This window comes from Stenotrophomonas rhizophila (assembly GCF_007667275.1).
GTDB lineage: Bacteria > Pseudomonadota > Gammaproteobacteria > Xanthomonadales > Xanthomonadaceae > Stenotrophomonas > Stenotrophomonas maltophilia_AE.
The window spans coordinates 540085-559547 of the sequence record NZ_VDQT01000001.1; the positions used below are offsets into that span (position 1 = coordinate 540085).

General features: G+C 67.0%; 16 protein-coding genes. 8 read left to right on the forward strand and 8 right to left on the reverse strand.

Annotated elements, in window-relative coordinates; all coding sequences use genetic code 11:
* Positions 1-2 precede the first annotated feature (2 nt).
* Both FSZ13_RS02210 and yeiP read left to right on the forward strand, forming a co-directional pair.
* Positions 3-773 (forward strand): SDR family NAD(P)-dependent oxidoreductase, encoded by a 771-nt coding sequence (locus tag FSZ13_RS02210; protein WP_145477795.1) that lies wholly within the window; start codon positions 3-5, stop codon positions 771-773.
* Positions 774-806: 33 nt separating this feature from the next.
* Positions 807-1373, forward strand: a complete 567-nt coding sequence (yeiP, locus tag FSZ13_RS02215) for an elongation factor P-like protein YeiP (RefSeq protein ID WP_145477796.1) — start codon at positions 807-809, stop codon at positions 1371-1373.
* Positions 1374-1590: 217 nt separating this feature from the next.
* On the opposite strand, the gene FSZ13_RS02220 is transcribed toward yeiP, so the two are convergent.
* From FSZ13_RS02220 to FSZ13_RS02235, 4 genes are all read right to left on the reverse strand, one after another.
* The gene (locus tag FSZ13_RS02220; protein WP_145477797.1) at positions 1591-2325 is read right to left on the reverse strand and encodes an MliC family protein; all 735 of its coding nucleotides are present in this window, start codon (positions 2323-2325) and stop codon (positions 1591-1593) included.
* Positions 2326-2501: 176 nt separating this feature from the next.
* Positions 2502-4295 carry a DUF4105 domain-containing protein gene (locus FSZ13_RS02225; protein ID WP_145477798.1) on the reverse strand — a complete coding sequence of 598 codons (1794 nt, stop codon included), beginning with the start codon at positions 4293-4295 and terminating at the stop codon, positions 2502-2504.
* On the reverse strand, positions 4295-4591 hold the full coding sequence (locus tag FSZ13_RS02230) for a DUF2388 domain-containing protein (RefSeq protein WP_145477799.1): 297 nt from the start codon (positions 4589-4591) through the stop codon (positions 4295-4297). Before FSZ13_RS02230 ends, FSZ13_RS02225 begins: the two co-directional genes overlap by 1 nt.
* A 62-nt stretch (positions 4592-4653) precedes the next feature.
* A complete protein-coding gene (locus tag FSZ13_RS02235; RefSeq protein WP_145477800.1) occupies positions 4654-6042 on the reverse strand; it encodes an FAD-binding oxidoreductase in 1389 nt (462 codons plus the stop codon).
* A 244-nt stretch (positions 6043-6286) separates the two neighbouring features.
* Here FSZ13_RS02235 and serA point away from each other — a divergent pair, with 244 nt between their 5' ends.
* Positions 6287-7528 carry a phosphoglycerate dehydrogenase gene (gene serA, locus FSZ13_RS02240; protein WP_145477801.1) on the forward strand — a complete coding sequence of 414 codons (1242 nt, stop codon included), beginning with the start codon at positions 6287-6289 and terminating at the stop codon, positions 7526-7528.
* 201 nt (positions 7529-7729) lie between these two features.
* On the opposite strand, the gene FSZ13_RS02245 is transcribed toward serA, so the two are convergent.
* The gene (locus FSZ13_RS02245; protein WP_428999961.1) at positions 7730-8359 is read right to left on the reverse strand and encodes an NUDIX hydrolase; all 630 of its coding nucleotides are present in this window, start codon (positions 8357-8359) and stop codon (positions 7730-7732) included.
* Positions 8360-8529: 170 nt separating this feature from the next.
* Between FSZ13_RS02245 and FSZ13_RS02250 the strand changes: the two genes are divergently transcribed.
* The 5 genes from FSZ13_RS02250 to mtnC all read left to right on the forward strand — a co-directional run bounded on the left by FSZ13_RS02250 (position 8530) and on the right by mtnC (position 13600).
* Positions 8530-10005 carry an amino acid permease gene (locus FSZ13_RS02250; protein ID WP_145477802.1) on the forward strand — a complete coding sequence of 492 codons (1476 nt, stop codon included), beginning with the start codon at positions 8530-8532 and terminating at the stop codon, positions 10003-10005.
* Between the two features lie 4 nt (positions 10006-10009).
* On the forward strand, positions 10010-11434 hold the full coding sequence (locus FSZ13_RS02255) for an amino acid permease (protein WP_145477803.1): 1425 nt from the start codon (positions 10010-10012) through the stop codon (positions 11432-11434).
* Between the two features lie 108 nt (positions 11435-11542).
* Positions 11543-12181 carry a methylthioribulose 1-phosphate dehydratase gene (locus tag FSZ13_RS02260; protein ID WP_428999962.1) on the forward strand — a complete coding sequence of 213 codons (639 nt, stop codon included), beginning with the start codon at positions 11543-11545 and terminating at the stop codon, positions 12179-12181.
* 156 nt (positions 12182-12337) lie between these two features.
* Positions 12338-12895, forward strand: a complete 558-nt coding sequence (locus tag FSZ13_RS02265) for a 1,2-dihydroxy-3-keto-5-methylthiopentene dioxygenase (protein ID WP_145477805.1) — start codon at positions 12338-12340, stop codon at positions 12893-12895.
* Positions 12896-12898: 3 nt separating this feature from the next.
* Positions 12899-13600, forward strand: coding sequence for an acireductone synthase (gene mtnC / locus FSZ13_RS02270; protein ID WP_145477806.1), 702 nt, complete (start codon positions 12899-12901; stop codon positions 13598-13600).
* Positions 13601-14584: 984 nt separating this feature from the next.
* Here the strand turns inward: mtnC and FSZ13_RS02275 are convergent.
* The 3 genes from FSZ13_RS02275 to FSZ13_RS02285 are packed head-to-tail and all read right to left on the reverse strand — an operon-like array spanning position 14585 to position 19456.
* Positions 14585-17212 (reverse strand): beta-mannosidase, encoded by a 2628-nt coding sequence (locus FSZ13_RS02275; RefSeq protein ID WP_145477807.1) that lies wholly within the window; start codon positions 17210-17212, stop codon positions 14585-14587.
* 55 nt (positions 17213-17267) lie between these two features.
* Positions 17268-18461, reverse strand: coding sequence for an AGE family epimerase/isomerase (locus tag FSZ13_RS02280; protein WP_145477808.1), 1194 nt, complete (start codon positions 18459-18461; stop codon positions 17268-17270).
* Positions 18458-19456 carry a carbohydrate kinase family protein gene (locus FSZ13_RS02285; protein ID WP_145477809.1) on the reverse strand — a complete coding sequence of 333 codons (999 nt, stop codon included), beginning with the start codon at positions 19454-19456 and terminating at the stop codon, positions 18458-18460. Before FSZ13_RS02285 ends, FSZ13_RS02280 begins: the two co-directional genes overlap by 4 nt.
* Between the last annotated feature and the right edge of the window lie 7 nt (positions 19457-19463).

The window sequence follows — 19463 nt, forward strand, 5'->3', positions numbered from 1 at the left end:
CAATGCAGCTGTCTTCCGTACGCGCCGTCGTCACCGGCGGTGTTTCCGGCCTCGGCCTGTCGGTGGCCCGGCACCTGGTGGCCCAGGGCGCCCGCGTGGCCCTGTTCGACCTCAATGATGAAAAGGGCGCGGCCGCCGTGGCCGAACTCGGCGCCGACGCGGCCCGCTATTTCAGCACCAATGTCAGCGACGAGGCCGCCGTTGCCGCGCAGATCGATGCGGCGCACGATTTCCTCGGCGGCCTCAATGCCGTGGTCAGCTGCGCCGGCATCCTCGGCGCCGGCCGCGTGCTGGGCAAGGAGGCGCCGATGCCGCTGGCGACCTTCCAGAACACGGTCATGGTCAACCTGGTCGGCAGCTTCAACGTCGCCAAGGCGGCCGCCAACCGCATGCAGCACAACGCCGCCGGCGACGACGGCGAGCGCGGGGTGATCATCAACACCGCCAGCGTCGCCGCTTATGAAGGCCAGATCGGCCAGGCCGCATATGCCGCGTCCAAGGGCGGCGTGGTCGGCATGACCCTGCCGATGGCGCGCGAACTGTCGCGCTTCGGCATCCGCGTGATGACCATCGCCCCGGGCATCTTCTGGACGCCCATGGTCGATGGCATGCCGCCGGCCGTGCAGGAGTCGCTGGCGGCCTCGATCCCGTTCCCGCCGCGCCTGGGCAAGCCGGAAGATTTCGCCGGCCTGGTCGGGCACATCCTGACCAATACCTATCTCAACGGCGAGACCATCCGCCTGGATGGCGCGGTGCGCCTGGCCCCGAAGTAATCCACCCTACCTCCCACAACCAACCTTCATTCCATGAAAGCCAACGACATCAAGAAAGGCAACGTCGTCGAGTACAACGGCGGCGTCTACCAGATCCGCGACATCGAACGCAGCTCGCCACAGGGCCGCGGCGGCAACGTGCGCTTCCGCTTCATCATGTACAGCGTGCCGGGCGGCAACAAGCTGGACGCCAGCTTCGATGCCGACGACAACCTGCCGGAAGTCGAACTGCTGCGCCGCCAGTCCACCTATTCGTACAAGGACGGCGATGCGTTCGTGTTCATGGACGATGAGGACTACACCCCGTACACCCTGGACGCGGATGTGATCGGCGATGACGCCGGCTACATCACCGACGGCCTGACCGGCATCTACGTGCAGGTGATCGACGACCAGCCGGTGGCCGTGCAGCTGCCCAGCAGCGTGGTACTGGAAGTGGTCGAGACCCCGCCGGAAATGAAGGGCGGTACCGCGACCAAGCGTCCGAAGCCGGCCAAACTGAGCACCGGCATCGAGATCATGGTGCCGGAGTACATCACCAACGGCGAGCGCGTGCTGGTGAATACCGCGACCGGCGAGTTTGCCGGCCGCGCCGACTGAGGTAGCGCCGGGCTCTGCCCGGCTGCGCCTGCGTTCTTCATTGCGTGGGACACGCATGGCGTGTCTCTACGCAGGCGGTTCGTTATTCCGTGGGACACGCATGGCGTGTCTCTACGCGGGCGGTTCGTTATTCCGTGGGACACGCGCGGCGTGCCGCTACGCGGGCGGTTCGTTATTCCGTGGGACACGCATGGCGTGTCGCTACGCGCGGTGATTCTCAGGGGCGCTCGGCCAATGCCGGCGCCCCGGCGAAATCGCCACAGCCGTGGTACTGGCGGGCGCCTACGGTGAGCATCACGGTGGCGCCGAAGGCCTGCCCGCTCATGTCGTCGTGGCACACCGTGCGCTGGAAGCTGACCTTGACGTCGGTGCCATCGGCGGCCTTGCCCGACCAGCCATCCTTGCCCTGGGTCGGCGACAGCACCTCGAACTTCTGCTCGCCGTAACCGGTCTCCACCCGCAACACGGGGGTGTCGCCGGCGCTGACCTGCGCCAGCCATCCCGGCTCGTTGCCGGTGGCGCGGAAGGCAGGCGCGGCGGATGCGGCGGCGGCGGGAGCCAGCTCGCCCTCCTTCCCCGAGCCGGTACAGCTGCGATCCGGCTCGCCCTTGAGGGTCAGCGTGCCTTCGGTAGTGCCCTTGGTCCAGAACACGTTGCCCTGCCCGTCGCCGAACTTCGCGCCCGACGCCGCCGGCTCGGACGCCATCAGGAACGTGCGCCCGCCGACCACCACCGTGGCCGAATCCTGGCCGCGATAGGTTGCCTGCACCGCCAGGCCGTCGCACTGGAAGGCAAAGACGCGCTCATCGGACGTGGGCGCTGCCGCCGGCGGCGGCGCTTCGTTGCCGGCCGCGACCGCGTCGGGCCCGGCGCCGTCAGCCTGCTGCGCCGGCTGGCACGCGGCCAGGCCGGTGGCGATGGCCAGGCTGAGAATGAAGGGAGATACGCGCATGTTCGACTCCTTGCCGATGTTCTGGTTCAACCGGGGATCGTAGCCTTCAGGGTGTGACCAGAGGTGAAACGCCGTCGGCTGGATCGCCCGGCTGCTGGGGTGCACGACCAACCCGTAGAGCCACGCCCTGCGTGGCTGCGCGGTGCCGACGAAAAGCAGCCACGCAGGGCGTGGCTCTACGTCCCTTCGCGGGCCAGTTGTCGCATCCGGCTGCCCAGCCGGGCCAGGGTGTCGTCGATCGTGGCCAGCTCCTGCTGCTGCACCGCCGGCAATCGCGCGCGCATGCGGTCCTGCAACGCCGTCCATGCCGGCACGCCGCGGGCGCTGATCTGCCGGGCAGCCTCTGCCGCTGCGAGCCGCTCATCCGCCGTCGGCAACCCATATCCCTTGCCTCCCACCAACCCGGCTGGATTCACCAACTGCCCTGCATCCTCCAGCAGCTTGAGCAACGCTGCGTGGGCTTCATCGCCAGCGGCACCCGAGTCGCCCAACGTGCGCTTCAACCCATCCCGCGCACGCAACTCTTCCCGGTACCGCGCTGCCTGTTCCAGCAGCAGCAGCGCGGAGGTCGCACGCAGGCCGCCCCGTTCCGCCCAGTGCGCACGCTGCGCCGCAGGCAACGCCAACCATCCGGTCACCTGGGTGGTCGGCAGTGCCAGTTCCGCACGCGCCACATCGAACAGCTGCTGGTAATGCGCCTGTGCCGACGGAAAGTAATAACCCAGCCGCATCGCCTCGCGGCGGTCGTCCAGCACCGCGCCATCGGCGCGACCCTGACGCTCCAGCCGGCGCAGCAGGCCACCAGGGCTCAGCCGGTTCAGGCCGGGATCGGCCCAGCGCGGCACGCCTTCCTGCAGCAGCTTGCCGGTTTCCACCGCGCAGTTGTTGCTGACAAAGCGATACCGCCCGTCATAGCTCCAGTGCACCTGGCCCACGCGCTCAAGCAGGCTGGCGACGTCGCTTTCATCAAGCGCCAGCGGCACCGACTTCAGCCCGCGCAGCTCCAGCTGGGTGTATTCGTTGATCACCTGATTGAGCGGCAACACGAACAGGCGCGACGGATAGGCACCGGTCAGGCCGCGCCAGCTGGAAATCTGCACATCGCCGACGAACGCGCGGAACGACAGCACCCGATGCTCGGCCAGGTCCAGCCGACAGACCGGACCGCGCGGACGCCCCGGCGCGCAGATCACCAGCCGCAGCATGCTGTGGCCCCAGCGGCTCATCAGCTGGTCGTTGCCTTCGGCCAGCAGGTAGTCCACCGCGTACACGCGCTGCGGGTCCAGCTCCAGCAACGAGGCCTCGCCGGTGACCTCGCCGGCCTGTACCAGCGCCATGCGCGGGTCGCAGGTGGCCCGCGGCCCCGACCCGATGTGCTCGGCAAACCATGCCGCCAGCGCCGGGCGGCGACACGCGTAATCGGCATCGAGCAGGTAATGCTCGGCATTGACCGCCAGATATTCGGCCGGACTGTGGCGCTCGTACGGATCGGGACTGCGTTCGGTGAATGCATTGGCGCCGCGGCCCCAGCGCCACGGGCGCTGCTGCCAGCCGGCCAGGTCCCGCCAGCGTGCGCTGTACGACCAGCCACCGTCGGTGGCGCGGTCCAGCACGTGGGTCAACTCGTGGATCAGCGCGGCCTGCACTGCACGCGGGAGGGGTTGGCCGGGCTGAACCTCGTCCAGCAGGCTTCGCCGCAGGGTGACCACGGTCTTGCGGGTGCGGCCATGCACCCTGTCGGGAAGCTGGTCCGACCAGGAAAGGGTCACCGGGGCGACGAAGCGCGCCTGCCATGACGCAGGCAGAAGCGCGGGCGCCTGCTGCAGCACCTGCTCGGCGTTCGCCCGCTGGCCAGGATCAAGCCCATCGGCCTGCAACTGCAGCTGAAGTGCAGCCTGCGCGGCCGGGGCGGCCAGCAACGCCGCCAGGGCCGCCGCGCATCGGCGCAGGGCCCGGCGGCGCAGCTGCATCAGCGGGCCAGCAGGGCCTGGGCCAGCTGCATGTCGCTGGCGTCGCGCTGGGCCGCGCCGGTTTCGCGCAGGTGCACGAGCGCCGCTTCCAGGCGGGCACCACGGATGGCGCCATCGGTGGCCACGAACGCGGCTGCGTCTTCGCGCGCGTCCACCACCACCTTGTCATCGTCCGAGCTGGACGAACCGGCCGAGGAGGCACCGGACGCCGAACCCGCCGAGGAGCCGGCGAAGCTGGAGGCGAATGCCGAAAGCGGCAGGGCGAGCACGGCAAACAGCAGGATCGATCGCTTCATCTTGGGTTCGTTGAGGACAGGAAGAGGCAAAGCGTATCGGCTATGTGAAATCCTGTCGCCTGTTACAAGTCGAACACCTTGCCGGGATTCAGCAGCCCTTGGGGATCAAACGCACGTTTGACCGCCTTCATCAGCTCGATTTCGGCTGCACCGCGGGTGCTGTCCAGGTAGCCCTTCTTGACCAGGCCGATGCCATGCTCGGCCGAGATGCTGCCGTGGAATTCCTTCAGCACCTGCGCCAGCAGCTTGGTCACGTCTTCGCATTGCTGCAGGAACCGCGCATCGTCGGTGTCGTCGGGCTTGAGCACGTTGATGTGCAGGTTGCCGTCGCCGATATGGCCGAACCAGACCACGTCGAAGTGCGGATACGCCTCGCCGATCAACGCCTGGGTGCGCGCCATGAAGGCCGGCATGGCCGAGATCCGCACCGACACGTCGTTCTTGTAGGGCTTGTAGCGCGCCACCGCCTCGGTGATGCCTTCGCGCAGGCGCCACAGCTGCGCGGCCTGCGCATCGCTGGTGCTGATCACCCCGTCACTGACCCAGCCCTGCTCCATGCAGGCCTCGAACGCAGCCATCGCCGCCGCCTCCTGCGCTTCGTCGTCGGCCGCGAACTCGGTGACCACATAGAACGGGTGGACCTCGGCGAACGGCGCCTGCGCGCCATGCGCCAGCACGTGCTCCAGCGCACGGTCGGTGAAGAACTCGAAAGCCTGCAGCTGCAGCCGCTCGCGGAACGCCGCGAACACCTGCATCAGCACCTCGAACGACGGAAGCGCCAGCAGCATGACGTTGCTGGCCGGCGGCGGATCGGTGAGCTTCAGGGTGGCCTCGACGATCACCCCGAGCGTGCCTTCCGACGCGATCAGCAGCTGGCGGAAGTCGTAGCCGCTGGAATTCTTGATCAGCCCCTTGTTCAGCTCGAGCAGTTCGCCACTGGCGGTAACCACCTTCAACCCCGCAATCCACTCGCGCGTATTGCCGTAGCGGATCACGCGGATGCCGCCGGCGTTGGTGGCGATGTTGCCGCCGATCGAGCAGGAGCCGCGCGCGGCGAAGTCCACCGGGTAGATCAGCCCGTGTTCGCGCGCGGCGTTGTGCACGGCTTCCAGCGCCATGCCGGCCTGCACGGTCAGGGTGCGGTCGACCGCATCGAAGGCCAGCGGCTTGTTCATGCGCTCCAGGCTGAGCACCAGTTCACCGTGGGCGGCCACGGCGCCCCCGCTCAGACCGGTACGGCCGCCCGACGGCACCACCGCCACGCCCTGTGCGCTGGCCCAGCGCAGGATGGCCTGCACCTCGGCCACGCTGCCCGGCAAGGCGATCGCCAGCGGCGCCGGCGTCCAGCGCCGGGTCCAGTCCCGCCCGTAATGCTCCAGTTCGGCCGGCGCGGTGGTGAGCCGCAGCCCGGGGCAGTCCTGCAACAGCGAATCAAGGCGCGGATCAGTCATATGAACAGAGGAGCCGGGGCAATTCCAAAGGGTAGCGCACGCAGGGAACGGTGTCGCCGTTCCCAACGTCGCTTGCCGACGGCCCGAAGGGTGCCCGGCCGTGGCCGGGCATACCGTTGGTCGTGCGACCTCGCCAACAATTAGTCGCATCTGAAACCGCTCACCCTCGCCATGGCGCACCGCACCATCCCCGCCTCGTTCTGGCATAGTGGGCAGCTCCCGCCCAACATGCTGCCGCTTGCCCATGTCGCCGAAGAAGACCTCGTTCCCGAAGCAGGATATCCGCGTGCTGTTGCTGGAGGGGGTGAGCCAGACCGCGATCGACGTGTTCAGCGCCGCCGGGTATTCGCAGATCGAACTGCACAGCAAGGCGCTGCCCGAAGACGAGCTCAAGGCGCGCATCGCCGAGGCGCACATCGTCGGCATCCGCTCGCGCACCCAGCTCAGCGCCGAGGTGCTGGCCCACGCCAAGCGACTGATGGCGGTGGGCTGCTTCTGCATCGGCACCAACCAGGTGGACCTGGAAGCGGCCGAGCTGGCCGGTATTCCGGTGTTCAACGCGCCCTACTCCAACACCCGCAGCGTGGCCGAGCTGGTCATTGCCGAGGCCATCATGCTGACCCGCGGCATTCCGCAGAAAAACGCCGAATGCCACCGCGGCGGCTGGTCCAAATCGGCCGCCGGCAGCCATGAAGTGCGCGGCAAGACCCTGGGCATCGTCGGCTATGGCCACATCGGAACCCAGGTCGGCGTGATGGCCGAAGCGATGGGCATGCAGGTGATCTTTCATGACATCGAAACCAAGCTGTCGCTGGGCAATGCCCGTGCTGCGATCGACCTGGACGACCTGCTGGCGCGCGCCGACATCGTCACCGTGCATGTTCCGGAAACGGCAGCCACGCAGTGGATGATCGGCGCGGCGCAGCTGGGGAAAATGCGTCCTGGCGCGCACCTGATCAACGCCGCGCGCGGCACCGTGGTGGATATCGAAGCGCTGGATGCGGCGCTGCGCTCGGGCCACATCGGGGGTGCGGCGCTGGATGTGTTCCCGGTCGAACCGAAGGGCAACGGCGATGCGTTCGTGTCGCCGCTGACCGCGCACGACAACGTGATCCTGACCCCGCACGTGGGGGGCAGCACGCTGGAAGCGCAGGACAACATCGGCGTGGAGGTGGCGGCGAAGCTGGTGCGTTACAGCGACAACGGCAGCACGCTGTCGGCGGTCAACTTCCCTGAAGTCACCCTGCCCGAGCACGAAGACAGCCTGCGCCTGCTGCACATCCACCAGAACGTGCCGGGCGTGCTGTCCCGGGTCAACGAGATTTTCTCGCGCCACAACGTCAACATCGACGGCCAGTTCCTGCGCACCGACCCGAAGGTCGGCTACGTGGTGATCGACATCACCGCCAGCGAGGAACAGGCGGCGGCGGTGCGCGAAGAGCTGGCGGCGATTCCGGGCACGCTGCGCACGCGCGTTCTGTATTGATCCAGTGCATGACGACCAACGGTCGTCATCTACCGTATCGGGCATGACGACCAACGGTCGTCATCTGCCGTATCGGGCATGACGATCAACGGTCGTCATCTACCGCGTGGGGCGTGACGACCGACGGTCGTCATGCCGCACCGGGGATGGCGAACGATGGCTGTACACACCGGTAGGTACCGACCGTTGGTCGGTACGGACTCACCGCGCCAGCCACCGCCTGGCCATGCGCGGCAACGAATCGTCACCGTCCGGCGTCTCGATCGCGGCATTGGCCACATCGGTTACCTCGCGCCATGCCAGCGCCAACGATTCCTCGCTGATCGCGAATGCCTCGCTTCCCACGGCTCGCACGACATACCGGGCGTCATAGTGCCAATGGCCGGGGACGTCCGGCCGTTCCGGGATCCAGTGCTTGTCGATATCGAACAGCACAGCCCCATCCTCCAGCACCAGCCCCGTCATGCCGGACTCCTCCTCGGCCTCGGTCAGCGCAACCTTGGCCAGGTCGCGCTCGCCGTCCGCATGCCCGCCCAGCTGCAGCCACCGGTTCAATTTCCGGTGGTGGGTCAGCAGCACCCGCGCGCCATCGGCGCTGACCAGCCACGCGCTGCCGGTGAAGTGGCCGGCCAGGCGGCTGCGCAGGAAGGGATTCTCCGCGTCGTCGAGCAGTGTGCCGAATTCGTCAGCCAGCGCGGCATGCTCGGGGTGGCGACGGGCGTAATAGGCCAGTTGCTCGCGCAGCGCGAGGTCAAGTCCTACAACGGATTCAGGGATTTGGGGCATGGCAGGCCGGGCAGAAGGCGGATTTGGCCAATTATCGCCCGGCATGCTGCATTTGCGCTTGTAAGCAGGCTCAGGCTTTGGCTAAGGTACAGCGGGTCGTCCGATTGGGGCGGCCGACCATGAACTCAAGGGTCTGCGGCGATGGATCGCAGGCCCGTCATTGTTGTAGCGGGGCAATGCCCCGCTCTACCGTCTTTTTTCCTGGGAAGCACTGCATGCTGAAGTCTCTGTTGAGGGTCAAACCGGTCGAACCGGCCGGCCACGTCGATGCCGGCGAGCCGATCGAAGGCAGCCTGGATGGCGAAGCCTCGCTGAAACGGACCCTCACGGCGAAACATCTCATCATGCTGGGTATTGGTGCGGTGATCGGCGCGGGTATCTTCGTGCTGACCGGCCAGGCCGCTGCCAACCATGCCGGCCCGGCGGTGATGCTGTCGTTCGTGATCGCCGGCTTCGCCTGCGCCCTGGCCGGCCTGTGCTACGCCGAGTTCGCGGCAATGATGCCGGTCTCCGGCAGTGCCTACTCCTACTCCTACGCCACCCTCGGCGAAGGCATGGCCTGGTTCATCGGCTGGTGCCTGGTGCTGGAGTACCTGTTCGCCTCGGCCTCGGTCGCGGTCGGCTGGTCTGCGTACCTGATCAGCTTCATCACCACTACGCTGCACATGCCGTTCCCCGACGCGCTCAGTGCGGCGCCGATCGCCTGGACCGGCCACGAGTTCATTTCCTCTGGCAAGCTGTTCAACCTGCCGGCGGTGCTGATCGTGGCGGCGGTGTCGGGCCTGCTGTATGTGGGCGTGACCCAGTCGGCCTTCGTCAACGCGATCATCGTGGCGATCAAGGTCACCGTGATCTGCCTGTTCATCGGCTTCGGCGCGCAACACATCGACATGGCCAACTGGACCCCGTTCATTCCGGAGAACACCGGCGTGTCCGGCGAGTTCGGCTGGAGCGGCGTGTTCCGCGCAGCCACCATCGTCTTCTTTGCCTATATCGGTTTCGATGCGGTCTCCACCGCCGCCGGCGAAACCAAGGACCCGCAGCGCAACATGCCGATCGGCCTGCTCGGCTCGCTGGCCGTGTGCACCATCGTCTACATCATCGTCTGCGCGGTGCTGACCGGCATGATGCAGTACACCCTGCTCGGCACCGACAAGCCGGTGGCGACCGCGCTGGAGCCGTATGCGAGCCTGTCCTGGCTCAAGACCGCGGTGGAGATCGGCGCCATCGCCGGCCTGTCCTCGGTGGTGCTGGTGATGATGATGGGCCAGACCCGAATCGCCTACACGATCTCGCGCGACGGCCTGATCCCGAAGATCTTCGGCAAGGTCCATGCCCGCTTCCGCACCCCGTACTGGGCCACCATCGTGGTCGGCGTGCTGGCCGCCGCCCTGGCCGGCCTGATGCCGCTGAACGTGCTGGGCGAACTGGTCTCGATGGGCACGCTGCTGGCCTTCGCCACCGTCTGCATCGGCGTGCTGGTACTGCGCTATACCCGCCCCGAGCTGCCCCGTCCGTTCCGCGTACCCGCCGTGTGGCTGATCTGCCCGGTCGGCGCGCTGGCCTGCCTGTTCCTGTTCTGGCAGGCGTTCGTGGTGCACTGGCACCTGTTCGTGGGCTGGACCGTGCTGGGCCTGCTGATCTACTTCGGCTATGGCATGCGCCACAGCAAGCTCAACAAGGTTTCGTGATCCCATGCTGAAACAACTGTGGGCCACCAAGCACCCGCACGCCGCCCATGAAGATGCCAACGGGCTGAGCCTGAAACGCACCTTGGGCCCGTGGGGCCTGACCGCGCTGGGCATCGGCGCGGTGATCGGCGGCGGCATCTTCGTGATCACCGGGCAGGCCGCGGCCAACCACGCCGGCCCGGCGATCATGCTGTCGTTCGTGCTGGCCGCGATCTGCTGCGCGTTCTGCGCCATGGCGTATGCGGAATTCGCCTCGATGGTGCCGGTGTCCGGCAGCGCCTACACCTACACCTACGCCACCTTCGGCGAGCTGGCGGCCTGGTTCATCGGCTGGATGCTGGTGCTGGAGTACGGGGTGTCGGCCTCGGCGGTGGCGGTCAGCTGGACCGGCTACTTCCTGAGCCTGCTCAGTCATTTCGACATCTACCTGCCATCGGCGCTGGTGAGTGCACCGCTGGACGCGCAGCTGCGCCCCACCGGCGCGATCGCCAACCTGCCCGCCGCGATCCTGGTGCTGCTGCTGACCTGGCTGTGCTACGTGGGCATCAGCAAGTCCTCGGCCATGAACATGGCGATGGTGGTGCTGAAGACCGGGCTCATCGTGCTGGTGATCGTGGTCGGCTGGAAGTACGTGGACCCGGCCAACTGGTCGCCGTTCATCCCGGCCAACGAAGGCCCCGGCAAGTTCGGCTTCGAAGGCGTGCTGCGCGGCGCAGCGATGGTGTTCTTCGCGTACATCGGCTTCGAGGCGGTGTCGGTGGCGGCGCAGGAATCGCACCGGCCGCAGCGCGACATGCCGATCGGCATGCTGCTGTCGCTGGTGATCTGCACGGTGCTGTACATCGCCATGGCAGCGGTGATGACCGGGCTGGTGCCCTACACCCTGCTGGGTACCGATGAGCCGGTGGTGACCGCGGTGGCCGCCCATCCCAGCCTCGGCTGGCTGCGGGTGGTGGTCGAGATCGGCGCGTTGATCGGGCTGTCGTCGGTGGTGCTGGTGATGGTGATCGCGCAGCCGCGCATCTTCATGATCATGGCCAACGACGGGCTGCTGCCGAAGGTGTTCACCCGGATCCACCCGACCTACCGCACGCCGCACATCAACACGGTGATCACCGGCATCGGCATCGCCCTGCTGGCCGCGTTGTTCCCGCTGGACGTGCTGGGCGAGCTGACCTCGATGGGCACGCTGATCGCGTTCGCGGCGGTCTGTGCCGGCGTGATGATCCTGCGCCGCACCCAGCCGGACCTGCCGCGTCCGTTCCGCATCCCGGCCGCCTGGCTGGTCTGCAGCCTGGGCGTGCTGAGCTGCCTGGCCCTGCTGTCGGCCATGACCCTGCACAACTGGATGCTGATGGGCGTCTGGACCGTGATCGGCTTCGCGATCTATTTCGGGTACAGCTTCAAGCACAGCCGCCTGCGCGGCTGATGCGAACCTGGCCAGGCCGGAATCCGGTAGGTGACGACCGTTGGTCGTCACCCTTGGCCCTGCCCCGGGAACCTGCTTTTAACGCGCAACGCCGTTAAAATGCCCGCCATGAACAACGCCCCCTACGACACGGCTCGTCTGAGCGACCTGGCCCAGGTGCTGATCGACAACATCCGCGAGCTGGCCCAGGCCGGCTGGACGCCGGCGACCAGCAGCAACTTCTCGCACCGGCTGGATGACCAGCATGCGGCGATCACCGTGTCCGGCAAGGACAAGGGCCGCCTGATCGAAGACGACATCATGGTGGTCGACTTCGACGGCAAGGCCGTGGGCCGGCCGCTGCGCCCGTCTGCCGAGACCCTGCTGCATACCCAGCTGTATCGCCGTTTCCCGGAAATCGGCTGCGTGCTGCACACCCATTCGCCCGTGCAGACCATTGCCTCGCGCCTGTACGCGGCCAACGGCCACATCCGGCTGGAAGGGTATGAACTGCTGAAAGCCTTCCATGGCAACAGCACCCATGAAACCGCCGTCGACGTGCCGGTGTTCGCCAACACCCAGGACATGGATGAGCTGGCGGCCAAGGTAGAGCAGAAGCTCGATGAAGGCTGCATGTGGGGTTACCTGATCGACGGGCATGGCCTGTACGCGTGGGGCCGGGACATGGCCGAGGCGCGTCGCCACCTCGAGGCGTTCGAGTTCCTGCTGCACTGCGAGCTGGAACTGCGGAAGCTGCGCGGGCCCTGAGGCGTTGCCGGTTGGGCGGATGCCGCGTGGGCCGGCCAACGGCCGGCGCTACCGGGCGTGGCGGTTGGGACACTGAATTCCGGGACGGCTGAACGGTTGCCGGGCAGAGCCCGGCACTACACACTGTTGTCCCCCCTCGCCGTTCAAGCTGCCGCCATGAGCCGACTGCGCATTTACAACCACGACGCCCCCGACACCCCGCTGCTGGACACCCAGGACGGCGCGACCATCGCCGCCGAGCTGGAGAAGATCGGGGTGACTTTCGAACGCTGGCAGGCCGCCCACGAGGTCGCCCCGGGTGCCAGCCAGGACGAGGTGTTCGCCGCCTACCGTACCGACATCGATCGGCTGGTCGCCCAGCACGGCTTCAAGAGCGTGGACGTGGCCTCGATCGCCCCGGACAACCCCAACCGCGCCGAGCTGCGGAAGAAATTCCTCGATGAGCACTTCCACAAGGAAGACGAGGTCCGCTTCTTCGTCGCCGGGTCGGGTCTGTTCACCCTGCACGTCGAGGACAAGGTGTACGAGATCGAGTGCGTGAAGGACGACCTGATCGCGGTGCCGGACGGCACCACCCATTGGTTCGACATGGGCGATGAACCCAGCTTCGTGGCCATCCGCTTCTTCACCGAGCCGGATGGCTGGGTCGGGCACTTCACCGGCACCGACATCGCGCAGAAATTCCCCCGCTACATTCCGACCAAGGCGTCCTGATCCATGCCCCACCCCACTGTCATCCTGACCGACATCGAAGGCACCACCAGCAGCATTTCGTTCGTCAAGAACGTGCTGTTCCCGTATGCGCGACAGGCACTGCCGGCATTCGTCGCCGCGCACGGCCAGCAGCCGGAGGTGCGTCGCTGGCTGGACGCGGTGGCGGTGGAAATCGGCGGTGCCTGCCAGGACCCGCTGATCGTGGAAACCCTGCAGGGCTGGATCGACCAGGACCGCAAGCACACCGCGCTGAAGGCGCTGCAGGGCATGATCTGGGAAGCCGGTTACCGCAATGGCGACTACAAGGCCCACTTCTACCCGGAAGTGGCGGCCGCGCTGCGCGGCTGGCACGCGCAGGGCAAGCCGCTGTACGTGTACTCGTCCGGGTCGGTGCCCTCGCAGAAGCTGTTCTTCGGCTTCAGCGAAGCCGGCGACCTGACCGGCCTCGTGTCGGGGTGGTTCGACACCGAGATCGGCGGCAAGCGTGAGGCCGGCAGCTACCGCAACATCGTCAAGGCCATCGGCGTTCCTGCAGGCGAGATCCTGTTCCTCTCCGATGTGGTCGAGGAGCTGGATGCCGCGCGCGAAGCCGGCCTGCAGACCCGGTTGCTGGACCGGCGCGAGGACTACGCCATGCCGCGTAACGGCGCCGCCGCAAATGGCCACGACCGCGTCGAGAATTTCCAGCAGATCACGCTGAACTAACGCTTTCGGTGGGGTCGGTTCCCGAACGACGCCGTGCATAAATGCACAAGTGGTGCGGCTGCAGGATGCGGATGAGCATTCCACCGCCGATAGAGGTCGCCACCTCATTAACGCATGACCCTTGCCGGAGACATCCCTCCGACGCAGGTCATGCGTCCCAGCACCCTTCGCCACTACGTGCGGTCGTTTGGGAACCGACCCTACCGCCTGCGTTGGCTGTACGATTGCAACGGCCCCCTTGGATCGTCAGAGCCAAGCTCGGAATTCATGGCTTAGCCCCGCGGGATTCGATCCTCATCGGTCTCAATCCGAATTCCACGGATGGAGGCAGCCGTTGCCTCCCGCCCAAACAACGCAAGTAGTTGGTACGCTTCCGACAACGTAAGTTCATTACGAATGTCTGCGTAGGTGAAACTACCGAGACCGTTGGGCGTGAACACCAAGCTGTCGATGAACCGCCTCTTTGCCCCTGGAGACAGTCGATCCAACGGCGTCTGCATCGCGCGCATGGACGCCAAGTAGGTGTGAAGGTCGGCCTCGCTCTTGATTCTGGCCAACTTTCCGGAGATCTCACGCTGCAGCGCCGCTCGGCTCTCAGCGTCCTGAGATTGCGCAGGGTTCACGGCAGCATCCGTAGTGTCCGCTTGAACGGAACCTGCCACGAAGCCAGATAGCAGTAGAGACATAAGGACAGTGTTCACAGTCAACCTCACTAGTTGGGAGTCGGTGTTCACGGCTTCTGTCCGCGGACTCTACGCCCGCATGTGCACGAATCAAGAGCCGTTTCCGACGTCGCAACAGCTGCATCGGCGTTCCGTTGCCGACACAGGTCGTAGGGTGTTTGACGTATGGTCTGAAGGCGGCAGACCTCTCCGATGGAGGTCATGCGTCCCAGCGCCGATCCGCGTTGCGTGCGGTCGTTCGGGAACCGACCCTACCGATCCCCATACGTGCCAGTCATTCCATCCAGCACGGCGTCGGTGGTTACCGGCTGGACATCGCGTCTGCTACCGAGCGTATCCGCAGCGCCTTGCGCACCGTTTCCAGCCCGGCACCGGCCTTCACGTTGATCCGCACCGGTTCGCCGGGGACCAGGTCGATGGCGTTGTCGTCCAGGGTGGCGTCCATTCCCTCGAATTCGACCCATACGCCGCGCGCCAGCTGCGCCGAGCGCAGCTCCAGCACGACCTGATCGCCGTCCTGCGTCCAGCGGCTGTCGATCTGCGCCTTGGGCAGCTGCATGTCCTTGGCCGCCGCGAAGTAGACCACCTGGCGCGACAGCACCCGCGTGCCATCCAGCAGTTCCACCACCGCGACCGTACGCGCGGGGTCGACCCTGCCAAGCAACTCGGCATCAGCGAAGCGCCCGACCTCCAGCGCCGACAGCGCAGGCACGGTCACCGCGTGCTGCTGCTTCGCAACCTGTCGGCCATCCACATCCATCACCCGCATCCGCCACTGCGCGTTCAGCGGCTGCTGCAGGTCGTTGAGAAGGCTGATGCGGGTAATGCCTTCGTCACGCAATGCCGCCACGGCATGGTCGGCGAAGAAGCGCTTCGCGTGGAAATGCAGGGCCTTCCAGCGCCCGGCGTAGTCGATGCTGGACCAGGACGCGCCCGGCCACACGTCGTTGAGCTGCCAGTACAGCGAGCCCATGGTGTAGGGGCGCGACGCGCGGTGATGCAGCGCGGCAAGCTGGATGCCTTCAGCCTGCATCACCTGGCTGAGGTACACGAAGTCGCTGAAGTCACGCGGCGTGCCGAACTCGCGCTCGATGTACTGCAACAGGCGCTGGTTGCCCTCGCCCGCCATGAACTTCTGGTGCGCACGCACGGTGCCGCTGTCCACACGCAGTTCGTCGGCCGGGATGATGCCCTCCAACGTGCGCAGCACCGGCCAGGCCTGCAGCCCGTATTCGGACATGAAGCGCGGCGTCTCGCGCAGGTAGGCCTGCACCGGCAGCGCCGGGTTGCCCCACACCTGCCAGTAGTGCTTGTCGCCACGGGTCGAGTCGTTGGCCACGGTGTCCAGGTCGTTGCTGGGCGAACTGGACCAGTACGGCACGCCCAGTCCCTCCCCGGCCACCACCCTGCGCAGGTCGTTGCCGAACAGGTCCACATAGCCCTGCCACACGCGGGCGGCGAACGCCGGATCGGCCGCCTTCAGGTCGCGACCGTGGCCCCAGTCCTTCCACGCGGTTTCTTCCTCGTTGTTGCCACACCACAGCACGACGCTGGGATGCGCGCGCAGCCGTCGCACGTTGTCGCGCGCCTCGGCCACCACGTTGGCGCGGAATGCCGGATCGTAGCCGGGCTGCATGCCGCCGCCGAACATGAAGTCCTGCCAGACCAGCAGGCCCAGTTCGTCGGCGATGTCGAAGAACGCGTCGTCTTCGTAGTAGCCGCCCCCCCAGTTGCGCAGCATGTTCATGTTGGCATCGCGGGCCGCGGTCAGCTCGCGGCGGATACGTGCCGGATCAATCCGCGCCGGGAACATGTCGAACGGAATCACGTTGGCGCCCTTGGCGAAGATCGGCACGCCATTGATGACGAAGGCAAAGCCCTGCCCGCCCTTGGCATCTTCCTCGCGGCGCAGCTCCACCGTGCGCAGGCCGGTGCGGATGCTGCGCTCGGCCGCTTCCGATGTTCCGGCATCGACGCTGGCACGCACCGTGTAACGCGCCTGCTCGCCATGACCCACCGGCCACCAGCGCCGCGGCTGGTCCAGTCGAACCGGCAACGACACAGACTGCTGGCCCTTGCGCAGCATCACCGCTCGCTCGACCGTCGCGGCAACCTTTCCGTCCGGATCGATCATCGCCACACGCAGCCTGGCAGTGCGCGCGGCGGCGCTCTCCACGTCCACGGCCACGGTCAGGTCGGCGCGCCGGGCGTCCAGCGCCGTCGCCTGCACGGCGACATCGGTGATCCGCTGTGCGTCCCATGCCTCCAGCCGCACCGGTCGCCAGATGCCTGCGGTGACATAGCGCGGACCCCAGTCCCAGCCGAAGTGGTAGCCGGGCTTGCGCACGAAATTGCCGACCATCGCGTCGCGCGGCTCATCGCCGTAAGGCGACGGATAGTTGCCGGCGATCTTGTGCGGCATCGCCTGCACACCCGGCAGCAACGTGGTGATCGGGGAACGGAACACGATCCGCAGCACGTTGCCGCTGGCCCGCAGCTGCCCATCAACCCGCGCCCGCCAGGTGCGGTGGCTGTTGTCGGCACGCAGCAGTGCGCGGTCATTGAGGACGACCTCGGCGAAGGTGTCCAGGCCCTCGAAGACCAGCTCGGCATGCGGGCGGGCCAGGGTGGCGGCATCCACATCGAAACGCGCCTGGTATTCCCAGTCCGCCAGGCCGATCCACTGCAGCTGCGCCTCGGGCGCGCCGGCGTGCGGATCGGGGATCACGCCATGGGCCAGCAGGTCGGTGTGCACCGACCCGGGCACGCTGGCCGTGCGCCACTGCGCGGCCTCGGGATGCGCCTTGAGCTGCGCATTGCCGGGCAGCAGCCGGAACGTCCATGCCGCCTGCAGCGGTGCCGCGGCCGCGGGCAGCGCATGCAGCGCAAGCAGAACCAGAGTTGCAACGCCCCACGCCCATCGCTTCATGCATCACCTCGCTGGCGCCGGCACCTGGCCGGCGCACATCACCCTGCCCCGGACCTCAACGCACCACGTTCAGCACTTCGTAACACGCGCCCATGGTGTGGTAGTCGGTCTTGCCGGCCGGGCTCTTCTCGTTGCTGTACTTGCGGTTGTCCGCATCCAGGATCCGATACCACGCGCCATGCTGGTGGTCGATCATGTGCGCCCAGGCATAGGCCCACAAGCGGTCGTACCAGTCCCAGTACACCGCGTCGCCGGTGCGTGCGGCCAGCAGCGCCGCCGTGGCCAGCGACTCGGCCTGCACCCAGAAGTACTTGTCGTCGTCGCACACGCTGCCGTCCGGCGCGAAGCCGTAATACAGCCCGCCGCGCGTCTCGTCCCAGCTGCGGTTCACGGCGGTGTCGAACAGGTGGCGCGCGGTCGGCACCAGCCAGTCGGCCTGGACGTGGCGGTCGAGGATCAGCAGCAGCTTGGCCCACTCGGTCTGGTGGCCCGGCTGGAAACCCCATGGACGGAACAGGTGCTTGGGATTGTCGAGGTTGTAGTTCCAGTCGATCTGCCAGTTGCGGTCGTAGTGCTCCCAGACCAGCCCGTTGCCCTGCGCCGCCTGGCGACGGGTCATGTGGTCGGCCAGCAGCAGCGCACGGTCGCGGTAGCGCGCTTCACCACTGGCCTCGAACGCGGCCAGCATCGCTTCGCACATGTGCATGTTCGCGTTCTGGCCACGGTAGTCGCTGAAGTTCCAGTCCGCGTCCGCTTCGTCCCGGTACAGGCCGAAGTCCGGTTCCCAGAAGCGCTTCTCGAGCAGCTCCCAGGTCTCGTCCATCCAGGCGCGCGCTTCGCCGATACCGGCCTTCAGCGCGCAGCTGTAGGCCAGCAGCACGAAAGCCACGCCATAGCAGTGGTTGGTGGCATCTTCGACCACGCCGTCGCGCAGCGTCCACGCATAGCCGCCGGTCGCCGGGTTGCGGTGTACCTCGCGCAGGTAGCGGATGCCATGCTCGACCGCCTTCAGGTCGTCCGGCTTGCCGAACTCGCGGTAGGCCATGGCATGGTTGAACACGAAACGGGTGCTGCTCACCAGGTGGCGGTGGCCGCTGTCGTAGACGGTGCCATCGTCCAGGTAATAGTGGAAGAAGCCGCCTTTGGGGTCGATCTCGTGCGGCTGGTAGAACGCCATGGTCTGCGCGATATGCGCGCGCAGGAAATCGGCCGAGCGGAAATCGGGCTGGGCGGGAACGGCGGTGGTCATGCGGCGGTTTCCTGTTGTTGCTGCAGCAGTTGCTGGACATCGGCCAGGGTCGGCATCGCGGCGAACGCGCCCTTGCGGGTCACGGCCAGTGCACCGACGGCGGCACCGAAACGAATGGCCTCCTGCAGGCCGGCAGGATCGCGGCAGAAGTCGACGAAGGCCGCGCCATCGGCGCCGCGCTCGCCAAGCGCGAACAGCAGTCCGCCAACGAACGCATCACCGGCCGCCGTGGTGTCCACGGTGGGCACCTGGAAGCCGGTCACCACGCCGCTACCATGGCGGGTATGCCAGCGCATCGGCGCGGCGCCGTCGGTGACCACCACCGCTTGGGCCTGGGCCGCCAGCAGGCGCTGGATGACCATGCTGCTGCCATCGGCTCCCAGCGGCGCGGCCAGGTATTCCAGTTCCTCGCGCGAAAGCTTGACCAGGTCGGCCAGCACCAGCGCCTGCCACAGCGTGTCGGTCGGATCGACGTCGCTCGGCCACAGCGCCGGGCGCAGGTTGAGGTCGAGGCTGACCATCGCACCGGCGGCGCGGGCACGCTGCATGCCCTGCAGCGTGGCCTGGGCAATGGCGGTTTCGGTCAGGCTGTTGGAGCACACATGGAAGCTGCGGGTGCCGTCGAAGCAGGCCGCGGTGAAGTGCTCGGCGCGGAACAGCAGGTCCGCGGCCGGCGGCCGGTAGAAGCTGAAACTGCGTTCGCCATGTGCGTCGAGCGCCACGAACGCGAGCGCGGTCTTGGCCGCGTCGGTGCGCACGATGCAGTCGGTGGCAACCCCGGCGCTGGCCAGGCTGTCGGCGAGGAAATCACCGAACATGTCCTGGCCGAGCATCCCGGCGAAATGGGTGTCCGCGCCCAGCCGCGCGGCGGCCACGGCGACGTTGGCGGGGGCACCGCCGGCGTACTGCAGGAAGGCGCGCGGGGTATCCGGCGTGGCCGGCGGTTGCGCAAGTAGATCGATCAAAATTTCGCCGAAACAGACAATCTTTGTCATGACGCGC